Annotated in this window: 12 protein-coding genes; 4 read left to right on the plus strand and 8 right to left on the minus strand. The window is 72.6% G+C overall.

Annotated features, from left to right (window positions below; all coding sequences use genetic code 11):
- The first annotated feature begins 64 nt into the window (after positions 1-64).
- On the plus strand, positions 65-1,141 hold the full coding sequence (locus FBY23_RS20010; protein WP_160158301.1) for an FAD-dependent monooxygenase: 1,077 nt from the start codon (positions 65-67) through the stop codon (positions 1,139-1,141).
- Here FBY23_RS20010 and proB read toward each other — a convergent pair.
- The 7 genes from proB to FBY23_RS20045 all read right to left on the minus strand — a co-directional run bounded on the left by proB (position 1,131) and on the right by FBY23_RS20045 (position 9,738).
- The gene (proB, locus tag FBY23_RS20015) at positions 1,131-2,246 is read right to left on the minus strand and encodes a glutamate 5-kinase (protein ID WP_174245233.1); all 1,116 of its coding nucleotides are present in this window, start codon (positions 2,244-2,246) and stop codon (positions 1,131-1,133) included. The genes FBY23_RS20010 and proB overlap by 11 nt on opposite strands.
- Positions 2,239-3,801: a GTPase ObgE gene (obgE, locus tag FBY23_RS20020; protein WP_141799749.1), complete on the minus strand. Its 1,563-nt coding sequence runs from the start codon at positions 3,799-3,801 to the stop codon at positions 2,239-2,241. Before obgE ends, proB begins: the two co-directional genes overlap by 8 nt.
- Before the next feature lie 120 nt (positions 3,802-3,921).
- The gene (rpmA, locus tag FBY23_RS20025; RefSeq protein WP_038680592.1) at positions 3,922-4,176 is read right to left on the minus strand and encodes a 50S ribosomal protein L27; all 255 of its coding nucleotides are present in this window, start codon (positions 4,174-4,176) and stop codon (positions 3,922-3,924) included.
- 34 nt (positions 4,177-4,210) lie between these two features.
- Positions 4,211-4,513: a 50S ribosomal protein L21 gene (gene rplU / locus FBY23_RS20030; RefSeq protein ID WP_141799750.1), complete on the minus strand. Its 303-nt coding sequence runs from the start codon at positions 4,511-4,513 to the stop codon at positions 4,211-4,213.
- 183 nt (positions 4,514-4,696) lie between these two features.
- On the minus strand, positions 4,697-7,603 hold the full coding sequence (locus tag FBY23_RS20035; protein WP_141799751.1) for an Rne/Rng family ribonuclease: 2,907 nt from the start codon (positions 7,601-7,603) through the stop codon (positions 4,697-4,699).
- A gap of 312 nt (positions 7,604-7,915) precedes the next feature.
- The gene (locus tag FBY23_RS20040) at positions 7,916-8,635 is read right to left on the minus strand and encodes a TIGR03936 family radical SAM-associated protein (RefSeq protein ID WP_141799752.1); all 720 of its coding nucleotides are present in this window, start codon (positions 8,633-8,635) and stop codon (positions 7,916-7,918) included.
- A 23-nt stretch (positions 8,636-8,658) separates the two neighbouring features.
- Entirely contained in the window at positions 8,659-9,738 is a 1,080-nt protein-coding gene (locus FBY23_RS20045; protein WP_160158302.1) for a methyltransferase domain-containing protein, read from the minus strand.
- A gap of 100 nt (positions 9,739-9,838) precedes the next feature.
- Here FBY23_RS20045 and FBY23_RS20050 point away from each other — a divergent pair, with 100 nt between their 5' ends.
- Genes FBY23_RS20050 through FBY23_RS20060 form a run of 3 tightly spaced genes read left to right on the plus strand, consistent with a single transcriptional unit; the run spans position 9,839 to position 12,790 of the window.
- Entirely contained in the window at positions 9,839-10,975 is a 1,137-nt protein-coding gene (locus FBY23_RS20050) for a DegT/DnrJ/EryC1/StrS aminotransferase family protein (protein WP_141799754.1), read from the plus strand.
- Positions 10,972-11,667, plus strand: a complete 696-nt coding sequence (locus FBY23_RS20055; RefSeq protein WP_141799755.1) for a UDP-N-acetylglucosamine acyltransferase — start codon at positions 10,972-10,974, stop codon at positions 11,665-11,667. Before FBY23_RS20050 ends, FBY23_RS20055 begins: the two co-directional genes overlap by 4 nt.
- 19 nt (positions 11,668-11,686) lie before the next feature.
- The gene (locus FBY23_RS20060; protein ID WP_141799756.1) at positions 11,687-12,790 is read left to right on the plus strand and encodes a DegT/DnrJ/EryC1/StrS aminotransferase family protein; all 1,104 of its coding nucleotides are present in this window, start codon (positions 11,687-11,689) and stop codon (positions 12,788-12,790) included.
- 18 nt (positions 12,791-12,808) lie between these two features.
- Here FBY23_RS20060 and FBY23_RS20065 read toward each other — a convergent pair whose 3' ends face one another.
- Complete coding sequence (locus tag FBY23_RS20065; protein WP_141799757.1) at positions 12,809-14,728, minus strand: hypothetical protein; 1,920 nt, start codon at positions 14,726-14,728, stop codon at positions 12,809-12,811.
- Positions 14,729-14,804 lie beyond the last annotated feature (76 nt).

A 14,804-nucleotide genomic window follows, 5' to 3' on the forward strand; every position in this document is an offset into this window, starting at 1 on the left:
GCCTCCAAGGTTACGGCGCCCCCGGGAGCGGCGACCAACTGCCACGCGTCGCTACCGTGGCCACGTGCCCGAGGAACCTGAGCTGGTGATCGCCGGGGCCGGGATCGCCGGCCTGGCCCTCGCGGCGGGACTCACCCACGCCGGCACCCCGTGGCGCTACCGGCTGCTCGACGAGCGGCCCGCCCTCGGCAGCACCGGCGGCGCGATCTCGCTCTGGCCGGCCGCGCTCGACGCGCTCGACCGGATCGGCGTCGGGACCGCCGTCCGCGCGGCGGGGCACCCCGTCGGGCCCGGGACGGTCCGCACGCGCGCCGGACGGACCATCCGGTCGTTGGACCTGCCGCTGCTCGCCGTACGTCGTGGGGTGCTGGTCGAGGTCCTGCACGCCGCGACGGCTCCCGGCAGCGTCACGTTCGGGTGCGCGGTCACCGGCTACCGGCGGACCGGCAGCGGGGTGTGGGTCGAGACCTCCGGCGGACCGATCGACGCGGCCGCGCTGGTCGGCGCCGACGGCTTCCGGTCGCTGGTGGCGCGGACCCTGCAGCCCGGCCTGGGCGAGACGTACGCCGGCTTCCCGGCCTGGCGCGGCCTGACCAGCGCACCGGGGCTGACGCCCGTGCAGGTCTGGGGCGAGCGCCAGGAGCTCGGCGTGGTGCCGCTGGGCGACGACCTGGCCTACTGGTTCGCGACGGTCCGCGAGCCCGAGGGCGGCACGGCGCCCGACGAGCTCGCCCATGTCGCTCGGGCGTTCCGGGGCTGGCCGGACCCCGTGGCGCGGGTGCTGGCCGGCACGGACCCCGCGACCGTGAGCCGCAACGACGTGCTGGACCGCGGCCGGCTGCGGCACTGGACCGACGGCCCGGTCGTGGTGCTGGGCGACGCCGCCCACCCGATGCGCCCACACCTGGGACAGGGCGGTGGGCAGGCGCTGGTCGACGCTGCGCTGCTGGCGGCGCTGCTCGCCGTGCCAGGGACGCCTGCGACTGCGTTCACGGCCTTCGAGCGACAGCGGCGCCGCCCCGCCGAGCGGGCGGTGCGGGCATCGCGCGCCGCCAGCCGGGTCGTCGACGCGCCCGCGGTCGTGCACCGCCTCTCGGCGCTGGTGCCCGACGGATGGGTGCTGCGGGCGCTCAGAGGATGACGAGGTCGTCGCGGTGGATGACCTCGCGCTCGTACGCCGCCCCGAGCTCGCGCTTGAGATCCTTCGACGAGCGACCGAGCAGGTCGGGGACCTCGGCCGCGTCGAAGTTGACCAGGCCCCGGGCCACGACACCGCCGTCGGGGTCGAGCAGGTCGACCGGGTCGCCCGCGCTGAAGTCGCCCTGCACACCGGTGACACCGGCGGCCAGCAGGGACGCGCGCCGCTCGACCACGGCGCGCACCGCGCCGGCGTCCAGGACCAGTGCACCCTTGGCCTCGGTGGCGTGCCGTAGCCAGAGCAGCCGCGTGGGCCGGCGCTTGCCGGTGGGGTGGAACAGGGTTCCGACCGACTTGCCCGCCAGCGCCTCGCCCGCCCGGTCGGCGGAGGTGAGGACGACCGGGATCCCCGAGCCGGTCGCGATCGCGGCGGCGTCGACCTTGGTCACCATGCCGCCGGTGCCGACACCGGCGGCGCCGACCGAGCCCACCACGACATCGGCGAGGTCGGCGTCGGTGCGCACGTCGGGGATCAACCGCGCGCCGGGGCGCGACGGAGGGCCGTCGTACAGGCCGTCGACGTCCGAGAGCAGCACCAGCAGGTCGGCGTGGACCAGGTGCGCGACCAGCGCGGCCAGCCGGTCGTTGTCGCCGAAGCGGATCTCGGTGGTCGCGACCGTGTCGTTCTCGTTGACGATCGGGATCACGCCGAGCTCGAGCAGCTGCGCGAACGTCTGGTGCGCGTTGCGGTAGTGGGAGCGCCGGGTGACGTCGTCGAGGGTGAGCAGCACCTGCCCGGCGATCAGGCCGTGGCGGGCGAGCTCCTCGGTGTAGCGGTGCACGAGCAGGCCCTGGCCCACGCTGGCCGCGGCCTGCTGGGCCGCGAGCCCGCGCGGCCGCTTGCGCAGGCCGAGCGGCGCGAGGCCCGCGGCGATCGCGCCCGAGGACACCAGGACGACCTCGGCGCCGCGCGCCCGGGCGGCGGCGAGGACGTCGACGAGCGCGCTCATCCGCTCGGGGGCGATGCCCCCGGCTGCGGTGGTCAGGGACGACGAGCCGACCTTGACCACGATCCGGCGCGCCTGCGTCACCAGGGCGCGCTCACTCACCGGGGTCGTCCTCCAGCCAGTCGTCGTCGAAGCTCGGCGCAGGCTTGGCGTCGGGGTCCTCCTCGGAGCCGATCTCGAACGAGCTCGGGCCGTAGACCCCGGGCTGGTCGAGGCGGCGCGCCACGTCGGCGCGGGTCTCGCCCTCGGCCCGCTCGTCCATGTGCTCCTGGATCTCGCGGCGGCGTGCCGCGGCGGGCCGCGCCTCGTGGAAGCGGTCGTCCTCACCACGACGCGACAGGTTCTCGGCGCCCGCGTCGATGCCGGGCTTGAAGTCGAAGACCACCGCGTTCTCGGTCGGGCCGATGAGGACGGCGTCGCCCTCCACCGCACCCAGCTGGACCAGCCGGGTCTCGACGCCGAGGCGGTTGAGCCGGTCGGCGAGGTAGCCGACGGCCTCGTCGTTGCTGAAGTCGGTCTGGCGCACCCAGCGCTCCGGCTTCGCACCCCGCACCCGCCAGCCGGCACCGGTGCGCTTCACGGTGAAGCCGTCGTCGTCGACCGCCTTGGGCCGTACGACGATCCGTGCCGGGATCTCGGTCGCCTTGGCCTGGCGGGCCGCCAGCACGATCTCGGCCATCGCGTAGATCAGCTCGCGGGTGCCCTCGCCGGACACCGCCGAGATCTCGAAGACCCGAAGGCCGCGCTCGCGCAGCTCCTCGACCACCAGCTCGGCGATGCCGCGGCCGTCGGGGACGTCGACCTTGTTGAGCGCGACGAGGCGCGGCCGGTCCTCCAGGCCGCCGTACCGGCGCAGCTCGTCCTCGATCACGTCGAGGTCGTCGAGCGGGTTGCGGCCCGGCTCCAGGGTCGCCGTGTCGAGGACGTGCACGATCGCGGCACAGCGCTCGATGTGGCGCAGGAAGTCGTGGCCCAGGCCGCGCCCCTCGGCCGCGCCCTCGATCAGGCCGGGTACGTCGGCGACCGTGAACACGGTCTCGCCGGCGGTGACCACGCCGAGGTTGGGCACGAGCGTCGTGAACGGGTAGTCGGCGATCTTGGGCCGGGCCCGCGAGATGGCGGCGATCAGACTGGACTTGCCGGCGCTGGGGTAGCCCACCAAGCCGACGTCGGCGACGACCTTGAGCTCGAGGACGACCTCGAGCTCGTCGCCCGGCTCACCGAGCAGCGCGAAGCCGGGCGCCTTGCGCGTCTTGGACGCCAGCGCGGCGTTGCCGAGGCCACCACGTCCGCCCTGGGCGACGACCAGCTCCGCGCCGGGTGTCACCAGGTCGGCGACGACCTCGCCGTTGCGCTGCTTGACGACGGTGCCCGCAGGTACGGCGAGGACCAGGTCGGCGCCGTGCGAGCCGTTGCGGCGGTCGCCGGCACCGTGGCCGCCGTGCTCGGCCTTGCGGCGCGGGCTGTGGTGGTAGTCGAGCAGCGTCGTCACGTCGGGGTCGACGCGCAGGATGACCGAGCCACCCGGACCGCCGTTGCCACCGTCGGGGCCGCCGAGCGGCTTGAACTTCTCGCGGTGGACCGACGCGACGCCGTTGCCGCCGCGACCGGCGGACACGGACAGGACCACGCGGTCGACGAAGGTGGGGACGGCCATGGGTTACATCTTTTCAACTCGGTGGCTGAGGTGCGAGCTTGCGAGCCTCGAAGCCAAAATGGTCGAAGGGCGCCCCGAACCGGGACGCCCTTCGAATCCGCAGGTCAAGCGAGCGTCAGCTCACTCACCCGGGACGATGTTGACGACCTTGCGGCCGCGCTTCTTGCCGAACTCCACCGCACCGGGGATCAGCGCGAACAGGGTGTCGTCGCCGCCACGGCCGACGCCGGAGCCCGGGTGGAAGTGGGTGCCGCGCTGGCGGACGATGATCTCGCCGGCGTTGACGACCTGGCCGCCGAAGCGCTTCACGCCGAGGCGCTGGGCGTTCGAGTCGCGGCCGTTCTTGGTGGACGCCGCGCCCTTCTTGTGTGCCATGTTTCAGTCCTTGGGGTGTCGTGCTGACCGGGGGTCAGAGCTTGATGTCGGTGACCTTGACCTGGGTGTACTTCTGGCGGTGACCCTGGCGCTTCTTGTAGCCGGTCTTGTTCTTGTACTTCTGGATGATGATCTTCGGGCCCTTGGTGGCACCGAGGACCTCGACCGTCACGGCCGCCTTGTCGAGGCCCGTGGCCGTCACCTTGTCGCCGTCGACGGCGAGCACGACCGGAAGGGTCAGGGTGTCGCCGACGGGCGTGGAGACCTTGTCGATCTCGATGACGTCGCCGACAGCGACCTTCTCCTGCTTCGCGCCTGCGCGCACGATCGCGTACACCACCGGGCTCCTTCTGGTTCAACGTCTGGGTCTACGGCACACTGCGGATCCCACGCCGCGACGTACGTCGCACGATGCCGGGTGCCAGCAGAACGGAACGCCTCGGCGGCGCACCGACGAACAATGTTACGCAGCCGGGCCGGAATCCGCCAAAACGGGGCGTCCGGACCGGCTGCGTGGTGACTAGCGCTTGCGTGAGCCGCCCTTGCGCTTGATCGGGACGTGCTCGACGTGCGGCTCCTCGTGGGCGCCCTCGGAGGCCTCGTCGGTCCCCACGTCGGTCCCTGCGTCGGGCGTCGCGTCGGGTGTCGCGTCGGGTGCGGGCTCCGCGGCCTCGGCCGGCGGGCCGGCGGGGCGGGTGGCCGCGCGGCGGCGGGTCCGGGTCACCACGGTCGTGGTGGCCACGGGGACCGGCTCGGGCTCCGGCTCGGGCTCCGGCTCGGGCTCCGGCGCCTCGACGACGGCCTCGACACTCTCCACGACCTCGACGGACGTCTCCTCGACGGGTGCCTCCTCGACGGCAGCCTCCTCGACGACCGGCTCGACCGGCTCGACGTCCGGCTGCTCGTTGTCATGGTCGTGGTCGGCCGGCTTGGCCATCGCGGCGATGTCCTTGGGTGACGGCACCGCCTTGGGCGCCTCGGCGGGCGTCTCGGCCTGGTTGTCGCCCTGGCCGCCGCCCTTGCCCTTGCGACGGCGGTTGCCGCGGCGGGACTCGTCCTGCTCGCCTCCCCCGCGCTTGGGCTCGACCGGGAGGTCGTGGACCACGATGCCGCGGCCCTGGCAGTGCGAGCAGGTCTCGCTGAACGCCTCGAGCAGGCCGGTGCCGATCCGCTTGCGGGTCATCTGGACCAGGCCGAGCGAGGTGACCTCGGCGACCTGGTGGCGGGTCCGGTCGCGGCCCAGGCACTCGACGAGGCGGCGCAGCACGAGGTCGCGGTTCGACTCGAGCACCATGTCGATGAAGTCGACGACGATGATGCCGCCGATGTCGCGCAGCCGGAGCTGGCGGACGATCTCCTCGGCGGCCTCGAGGTTGTTCTTGGTGACCGTCTCCTCCAGGTTGCCGCCCGACCCGGTGAACTTGCCGGTGTTGACGTCGACGACGGTCATCGCCTCGGTGCGGTCGATGATCAGCGAGCCGCCCGAGGGCAGCCAGACCTTGCGGTCGAGGCCCTTGGAGATCTGCTCGTCGATGCGGTACGTCGAGAACAGGTCCGGGACGCCGTCGCCGGACTCGTGGCGCTCGAGACGCTCGGTGAGGTCGGGAGCCACCTGGTCGACGTACTCCTTGACGGTCGTCCAGGCGTCGTCGCCCTGGACGACGAGCTTGGCGAAGTCCTCGGTGAACAGGTCGCGGACCACCTTGAGGGTGAGGTCCGGCTCGCCGTACAGCAGCTGTGGGGCGTTGCCCTTCGCGACCTTGCCCTCGATGTCCTCCCAGCGCGCCTTGAGCCGCTCGACGTCGCGGGTCAGCTCCTCCTCCGAGGCGCCCTCGGCCGCGGTGCGCACGATCACGCCGGCGGTGTCGGGGACGATCTCCTTGAGGAGGGTCTTGAGGCGCGAGCGCTCGGTGTCGGGCAGCTTGCGGGAGATGCCGGAGGTGGTGCCGTCCGGGACGTAGACCAGGAAGCGGCCGGCGAGGCTGACCTGGCTGGTGAGCCGGGCGCCCTTGTGGCCGATCGGGTCCTTGCTCACCTGGACCAGCACGGTCTGGCCGGACTGCAGGACCGACTCGATCTTGCGCGGCTCGCCGTCCTTGTGGCCCAGCGCGCTCCAGTTGACCTCGCCGGCGTACAGCACGGCGTTGCGGCCCTTGCCGATGTCGATGAACGCGGCCTCCATGGAGGGCAGCACGTTCTGGACGCGGCCGAGGTAGACGTTGCCGATGAGCGATGTCTGCGACTCGCGGGCGACGTAGTGCTCGACGAGGACCTTGTCCTCGAGCACCGCGATCTGGGTGAGGTCCTTGCGCTGGCGCACCGCCATCACGCGCTCCACGGACTCGCGTCGGGCCAGGAACTCGGCCTCGCTCACGATCGGCGCCCGGCGGCGGCCGGCCTCGCGGCCCTCGCGGCGGCGCTGCTTCTTGGCCTCGAGGCGGGTCGAGCCCGACACGGCCGTGATCTCGTCCTCGGCGGAACGGGGCTTGCGGACCCGGGTGACGGTGTTCTCGGGGTCGTCGCCCTCGTTGTCGCCGCCGCCCTCGCCGGCGCGGCGGCGCCGGCGGCGCCGGCGCGACGAGGAGGACCCGCCGCTCGCGGCGCCCTCCTCGGACTCCTCGCCCTCGGCGCTCTCGCCCTCGGCGGACTCGCCGTCCTTGGCCTGGTCGGTGCTCTCGGCGCTCTCGGCGTCGTCACCCTCGGCGGACCCGCCGTCCTCGCCCTCGGCGCTCGCGGCCGGCTTGCGGCGGCGACGGCCACCCCGGCGACGGCGCCGGCGGGCGGCGCCGCTCCCGGTGCCGTTCTCGTCGCCCTCGCTGTCGTCGTCCTCGTCGGTCGACTCCTCGCCGGACTCCTCGCCCGACTCCTCGGCAGCCGCCTCCTCGGCAGCCGGCTCCTCGACGGCCTCAGGCTCGACGGCCTCAGGCTCGACGGTCTCAGGATCGACGGTCTCAGGCTCGGCAGCCGGCTCCTCGGCGGCCGGCTCCTCGGCGGCCGGCTCCTCCTGCGCAGGCTCCGCGGCGACCTCCGGCGCGACGGCCACCTCCCCCACGGGGGCGACGGGCGCCTGGAAGAGCACGGCGGTGGCCAGGGCCCCGGCGGCCTCGGGAGCGGTCTCCTCGACCTCGGCGGTCAGCTCGAGCTGCTCGGAGGTGGGCGCGGCCTTGGCCTTCGCCCGGCTCGCGGTCGTCTTCTTGGCCGCGGTGGTCTTCTTCGCAGCCGTCTTCTTGGCCGCGGTGGTCTTCTTCGCAGCCGTCTTCTTGGCCGCGGTGGTCTTCTTCGCGGCGGTCTTCTTCGCGGTGGTCTTCTTGGCCGCCGCCTTCTTGGCCGGCTTCGCGGCCTTCTCAGGCTTCTCCGCCTTCGCCACCTTCTCGGCGGGGGCCTCGGCCGGGATCTCGGTCGGTGTGTCAGTGGGCGCGTCGGTCATTGCGCTACTCCTCCACCCGGGTGCTGCGCACCCGGGGTGTCATCGGCGCTCGCACGGGCGGCGCCACAAGCCTGCGTGGGACGACACCCTCCGCGGTCGTGCGTCGCCGGAGACGGGGCCGCTCGCCTGCCGCGGTCGCCGTGTGCGTCGCGTCGGGCGGTGGTCCGTCTCCACCGTGCCGGGCGGTCAGTCACCTGCCGTCCGGCGAGAACGTCGTCGATCTCTCCGCTCGCTGTCCTGTGGGACGCGCGCGGGTGGAAATCTGTGGCGAGTATCGCACACGGCCCGCCCGTGGCGGGCATCACTGGCCCGTCAGCGGGTCGCGAGCGGGTCGCCGATCGCCCCGGTGGACCGCTCCAGGACACCCTGCGCCACACGCGTGAGCAGGCCGGTCGCGGCGACGTCGAGGCCGCTGACCTCGCGCAGGCCGGTGAGCACGTCGTCGGGCCGTACGGCGGGCACGGTGTGCTCGAGCAGCAGGTCCAGGTCGCCCTCGGGCGTCACCAGGAGCCGCACCACCGCCGCACGGCAGTCGAAGGCGCGCAGGCCCTTCTTGGTCATCCGCTCCACGGTGACCGACTCCGTCGCCAAGAACGCCTCGACCGCCGCCCGAGTCCGCTCGGCCTCGGCTCCCCCGAGGTCGATCAGCCAGTGACTGGCGGTCAGCAGGTCCGCGAGCGAGCCGGCCGTGGTCGCCGCCGCGTCCACGGCCACCACCACGTCGAGACCGTCGGGCAGGACGGCGTCCAGCGCCGCCCCCACCGCGCCCGGCTCCCGCTCCTCGGACAGGCCCAGCTCGACGTACTCCGACTCGCTGGCCGCCCCGGTCGGCGAGGCGCCGGCGTACGAGATGCGCGGGTGCGGGTGGAACCCCGAGGAGTACGCCATCGGGATCCCCGCCCGCACGACGGCGCGCTCGATGGCGCGGCTCACGTCGCGGTGGCTGGTGAAGCGCAGCCGGCCGCGCTTGGCGTACCGGATCCGGATCCGCTGGACCGGCGGTGCCTGTTGTTCGGGAAGCTGTCGAGCCACCGGGCGAGGTTACCGACCCCGGATCAGTTCGACGATCTGAGAGCCCGCACCCGACGCAGCGTGCCCCGCCGGATCCGCGTCGCGACGGGCACCTCGGCCTGCTTGAGCCGGTGGGTCAGCTGCTTGTTGCTGTTGCGCAGCTGCTTCAGCTGCGCCCGCAGCTCAGACACCTCGGCGCGGAGCCGGTACTCCTCCTCCAGCCAGTCCGGCAGGTCCGAGGCGAGCTGCGGCTCGGCGGCCTCCGCGGCGGCCGAGTCCCCCGTGCGGGAGGCCCGGCGCAGGACGGCGTGGAACTCCACGCTGCCCTTCACCTCGTCGATGCGCTCGACGTACCAGGGCGCCAGGCCCAGCTCACGCCATTCCTGCACCTGTTCCAAGAGGGACTGCGGGGTGAACGTCCACACGTGGCAGTCGATGTACTCGCCGGCCCTGCCCAGGTCGACGTGGGCGAGCGTCGTGGACAGCTCGTGCATGCGGGCGTCGCGGCCGGGCGGGCGGGCACCGCGCCACAGCCTGCGGCTGTCGACGCTCACGGTGGTGCGGAAGAAGTCGTAGATCGCACGCGTACCGGGCCGGGTCGCCTGCTGCTCGTGCGCCTCGAGCGCCTGGCCGGTGGTCGTCGGGGGACGGTGCCGGTCGAAGCAGTAGCGCCGGTCGGGTACGGCGAGGACCAGCCGGGCGTCGTCACTCGTGATCTCGCCGATCTGCTGCAGCCACCCGATGACGTCGGGCACGTGCTCGATCACGTGGGAGGCGATCACCCAGTCGAACGGGGCGCCGGCGGCGGTCGCCTCGGGAAGAGCCCGGAACTGCCCGTCGGCGTAGAGCGGGAAGTCGATGGTGGGGATCAGCTCGAGGACGACGTTCGGGTCCTCCGCATAGTGCGCGCGGGTGCGCTCGGTGTCGAAGACATCGACGAACCTGACGTCGTGGGACTCGGGATCCGCGATGCTGGAGTCCAGCGGCCCGATCTCCAGTCCACGGCCCTGGGTGAAGTCGAAGTAGGCGAGGAACTGCGCACGGCGCTTCGCCATCGCCTCGCGTTGCGCCTCCGGCCCCGCATCCCGCTTCGTCCGCGGTCGGGAGCCGTTCTCGATCGACATGTCCGGGAGCATAGGCCAGGCGTGCCGCCCCGCCGCCACCGAAAGTGCTCACATCCACTAGGTTTGGGTGCCGAGCTCACGCAACCTGGAGGCAGAACACATGATCCCCACTCGGAGCGTCGCGCTGGGCGCGCCCACCCTCGGCGAGGAGGAGATCGACGCGCTGCGCGAGGTCTTCGCCAGTGGCTGGGTCTCCGGGGCCGGTCCGACGTGCGTCGCCTTCGAGAAGGAGTTCGCCGTCTCCGCCGGCACGGCGCACGCGCTGGCCACCTCGAACTGCGGATCGGCGCTCCACCTCGCCCTCCAGGTCCTGGGCGCCGGGCCCGGTGACGAGGTCATCGTCGCGGACTACACCTTCCCCGCCACGGGCCACGCCGTCGTCTGGACCGGCGCGAAGCCGGTGTTCGCCGACGTCCGCTCCGACATCGGCACGCTCGACCCGGACGCCGCTGCGGCCCTCGTGACCGAGCGCACCGTCGGCATCGTCGCGGTCGACCTCGTGGGCCAGCCGGCCGACTTCGACGAGCTGCGGGCCGTCGCGGATCGACACGGACTCTGGCTCGTCGAGGACGCCGCCTGCAGCGCAGGTGCGTCCTACAAGGGCCGACCGGCCGGATCCCTCGCGGACCTGGCCGCCTTCAGCTTCCACGGCCGCAAGGGGATCACCAGCGGCGAGGGCGGGGCCCTCGTCGGGGACGACACGACCCGGATGGACCTGGCCCGCAAGCTGCACACCTACGGGATCGCCCCGGCGGTGACGCGCGAGGGCAGCAACCAGCTCGCGGTGCCGTCCTTCGACATGGCCGGCTACAACTACCGGCTCTCCGACGTCCAGGCCGCCATCATGCGGGTCCAGCTGAAGCGCCTGCCCGACCTGGTCGCGGCCCGGACCCGCGCTGCCGAGCTCTACGCCGACCTGCTCGGCGACATCGACGAGCTGACGCTTCCCGTCGCTCTGGCCGACCGCACCCACCCCTGGCAGTCCTACCTGGTCACCGCGGGCGACGGCGTCGACCGCGACGCGCTGGTCATGGGCCTGCGCGAGCGCGGCGTCGGCAGCAACTTCGGCACCTACGCGAGCCACCTGCAGCCGGTCTACGGCTCGCAGGAGGCCTGCCCCGTCTCGGCCCGCCTGTTCCGCCAGCAGTTCGCCCTGCCGATGCACGCCAACCTCACCACCGATGACGTCGAGTACGTCGCCGCGCAGGTCCGATCCGTCCTGGGGGACGCACGATGAGCAACCGCATCCATCCCACGGCGGTCCTCGGCCCGGAGGTCGAGCTCGGCGACAACAACGTCATCGGCCCGTTCACGGTGATCCAGGGACCTGTGGTCATCGGCGACGACAACTTCATCGCCAGCCACGTGTCGATCGGCGGCGCTGCCGAGGTCCACGGCCACATCTACGGACCGAGCTGGGACGAGGCGCTGGGCGAGGGCGGCATCACCATCGGTGACCGCAACATCCTCAAGGAGTTCGTCACGGTCAACACGGGCTGGCAGGACCGGACGATCATCGGCAACGACACCATGCTGATGGGCAAGGCCCACCTCGGGCACGACGCCCACGTCGGCGACCGGGTGACGATCTCCTGCGCAGTGCTGGTCGGCGGCCACACCGTCATCGAGGACGACGCGACCGTCGGCCTGGGCGCCGCACTGCACCAGCGCCTGACCATCGGCGCCGCGTCGATGACCGGCATGCAGGCCGCCGTGACGCGCGACGTGCCTCCCTTCACGATCGCCATGGGCGCCCCGGCCCGACCGACCCGGCTCAACATGTTCCGCCTCGACAAGCTGGGCGTCGGGCCCGCCAACCACGAGCCGCTCGCCGCGATCGTGCTCGGCGAGGAGACCGACCTCGACCTCATCGACGCCGAGCTCCGCGGCCCCGTCCGCGCCTGGCTCGACCGGCGCGAGCGCGCCTGACCTGCAAGGAGGAGATCAGATGCCCGACAGCTTCATCCCCCCGGCCAAGCCGATCATCGGCGACGAGGAGCGCGAGGCGGTCGACCGCGTGCTCCGCTCCGGGATGATCGCCCAGGGACCGGAGGTCGCTGCGTTCGAGGCCGAGTTCAGCGAGCAGGTCACGCCCGGACACACCTGTGTCGCGGTCAACTCCGGTACCTCCGGCCTGCACCTCGGGCTCCTCGCCGCCGGCATCGGCCCGGGCGACGAGGTGATCGTCCCGTCCTTCACGTTCGCGGCGACCGCCAACGCCGTGGCGCTGACCGGGGCCACTCCTGTGTTCGCCGACATCGAGCCCGACCACTTCTGCCTGGCCGCCGACGCCGTCCGCGCCGCCGTCACCGAGCGGACCGCCGCGATCATGCCGGTCCACCTGTACGGCCACCCTGCCGACATGGACGCCCTCGGTGCGGTCGCGGCCGAGCACGGCCTGCGCCTGTTCGAGGACGCCGCGCAGGCCCACCTCGCGACGTGGCGCGATCGCGCCGTCGGCACCTTCGGCGACTTCGCGATGTTCAGCCTCTACCCCACCAAGAACATGACCTCGGGCGAGGGCGGCATGGTCGCGGTCGCGAGCGACGACCTGGCCCGCCAGGTCCGGCTACTGCGCAACCAGGGCATGGAACGCCAGTACGCCAACGAGGTCGTCGGCTTCAACGCCCGGATGACCGACCTGCACGCCTCGATCGGCCGGGTCCAGCTCGGCAAGGTCGGCGCCTGGACGGCGACCCGACGGGCGAACGCGGCGTACTTCGACGCACACCTCGAGGGTGTCACCGTGCCGCCGGTCGCCGAGCACGCCACCCACGTCTACCACCAGTACACGATCCGCGTGGACGGCGCCGAACGCGACCGCATCGTCGCCGCGCTGAAGGACGAGCACCAGGTCGGGACGGGCGTGTACTACCCGATCCCCAACCACCGCCTCGCCTCGCTCGAGAAGTTCGCCCCGGGCCTCGACCTCCCGGTGACCGAGAGCGCCGCCCGCGAGGTCATCTCGTTGCCGGTGCACCCCTCGCTGAGCCAGGCCGACCTCGAGCGGATCGTCGTCGCCGTCAACGCCACCGCCCGAGCCGGCGCCTGACACCGGGCCCGGGCGCCCTCAGCTCGATGCCGTGCGACTCGGGGTGAGGGCGTAGACGAACAGGTCGACGCCACCCCACGTCATCCGGCGACCGATCCGGTCGGCGCACGGACTGTCGATGCGCACCGCCGTGATCAGGCGGTCGACATCGAACCTGCTGTCGGCGAGCCAGCATGCATCGGTCCGCACCTGGATCAGGTCGTTCTGCACCTCGATCACCGTCGGGTCGGCGCCGGGCTGCCCGTCGAAGGAGAACAGCACATAGCTGGCTCCTCGGTTCCAGATGTCCTCGTACCGGTCGGCCGGGTCGACCTCGGCCCAACCCCGCTCGACGGGTCCGGTGACCTGGTAGCCGCCGAGCACCGGCACGCCGTTGGCGACGAGGAGGGCGTTGGTGGCCATCGCATCCGACACGACCCGGCTGTCCTCGGCCAGGCTGTGCGCGCGCAGTGCCCTGGCCCGGTCGGCCGCGGGACTGGTCCGCAGGTCGCCGAGACCGAAGGTGATCGGGTTCACGGTGACTCCGGCGAGGACGACGACCAGGCTCGTCACGGCGACCGGCAGCCAGCTGGCGGGACGCCAGGTGAGGAGTGCGGCGACCGCGCCCGTGACCACCGCCGCGGTCGTCGACTGCCAGGTCGGCATGCCCTCGACCACGGCCGGCAGACGACCTGAGGCGTATCCGGTCAGCACCGCCACGACGACGCCGACCAGCAGGGCGCGGCGCAGCTCGGGCGACATCCGGGACGTCGCGCCCTCGCTGCGGGCGCGTGCCCAGCCCGAGAGCACCAGGCACATGAGCAGCGCGCACGGGAACCCGATGGTCTGCGCCACCCGCGCCGGCGGCAGCGAGCTCAGCCCGGGCACGTGCTCGCCGAGCTCGCCCCAGGTCAGGGTGACCCAGGACAGCTCGAGCAGGATGAACAGGCCGAGCGTGACCTGCGCGGCGCGCTCACGGGTGGCTGTGTGGGCCCACGCCAGCGGCCACAGGAGCGCCGCGACCACCCCGCAGATCAGGTAGGCGCTGCTGATCTCGCTCTGGTTGAGCCCACCCCCGACGACATGACCCTCGAGGTCGAAGAGGCCGGGTGCTCCGAAGAGCTGGAACGGCTCCAGTGCCGCACCGCTGCTGCGCCGCAGGCCCGGATAGACCGTGTTCAGCTCCGCGTGGAGCGCGGTCCAGTTCTCCCAGAACGTCCCCGCCACCAAGAAGAGACCCACGGCGGCGCCCGCACCGATCACGGTCAGTGCCACCCTGCGTTCGCCCTTCCTGCACACGAGGTAGGTGCCGGTGGCGAGCACCAGCGGAACCCCGATCGTCAGCGACCAGGGCACGTAGTAGGTCAGCAGTCGCGGCAGGAACAGGCCCGCCGCAGCGGCGAGTCCGAGGCCACGCCACCAGTGACCACGCTGTGCACGCTCGGCCGCGAGGACCAGGAGATAGCAGCCCGCCGCGGCGATCCCGAGCACCCGGATCGGCATGAACGACCACCACACGGCGGCGGGTGCCGCCATGCACAGGGCGACGGCGAGCCACGACATCGGACGGTTCGCGCCGAACCGGCGCAGCAGCGGCGGCAGGGCGAGGGCGAGCAGCAGCCAGGACCAGCCCCGGAATGCCGCGAACAGCATGGAGTCCGGGAGCCACGCCCCCAAGCGCAGGAGGTTGCCCTCGAGGAACAGCACCGACTCGATCGGGCTGCCGGACGACATCTGGTAGATGAGGTCCGGGCCGTTCGACAGCGGCGAGTGCATCGTCGAGCCGTTGGCCAGGGTCGACAGCTCCAGCGGGGCTGCGGTCAACCACTCGTCGCTGCGCACCGGCAGCGACGCGCCCCACTGGCCGCCCGTCACGGAGCCACTCCGGCTCAGGAGCCCGAGGGAGGACGTCGTCACCCCCGACACGACGAGAGCGAGATATCCGAGCCACGGCAGCACGACCTCGAGGCGATCCGCGATGGTTCCGCGGATGCGCCAGCCCGTCCCTGCTGCCGGATTCCCAGGCCGGGACGGC

The organism is Nocardioides sp. SLBN-35 (genome assembly GCF_006715725.1).
GTDB lineage: Bacteria > Actinomycetota > Actinomycetes > Propionibacteriales > Nocardioidaceae > Nocardioides.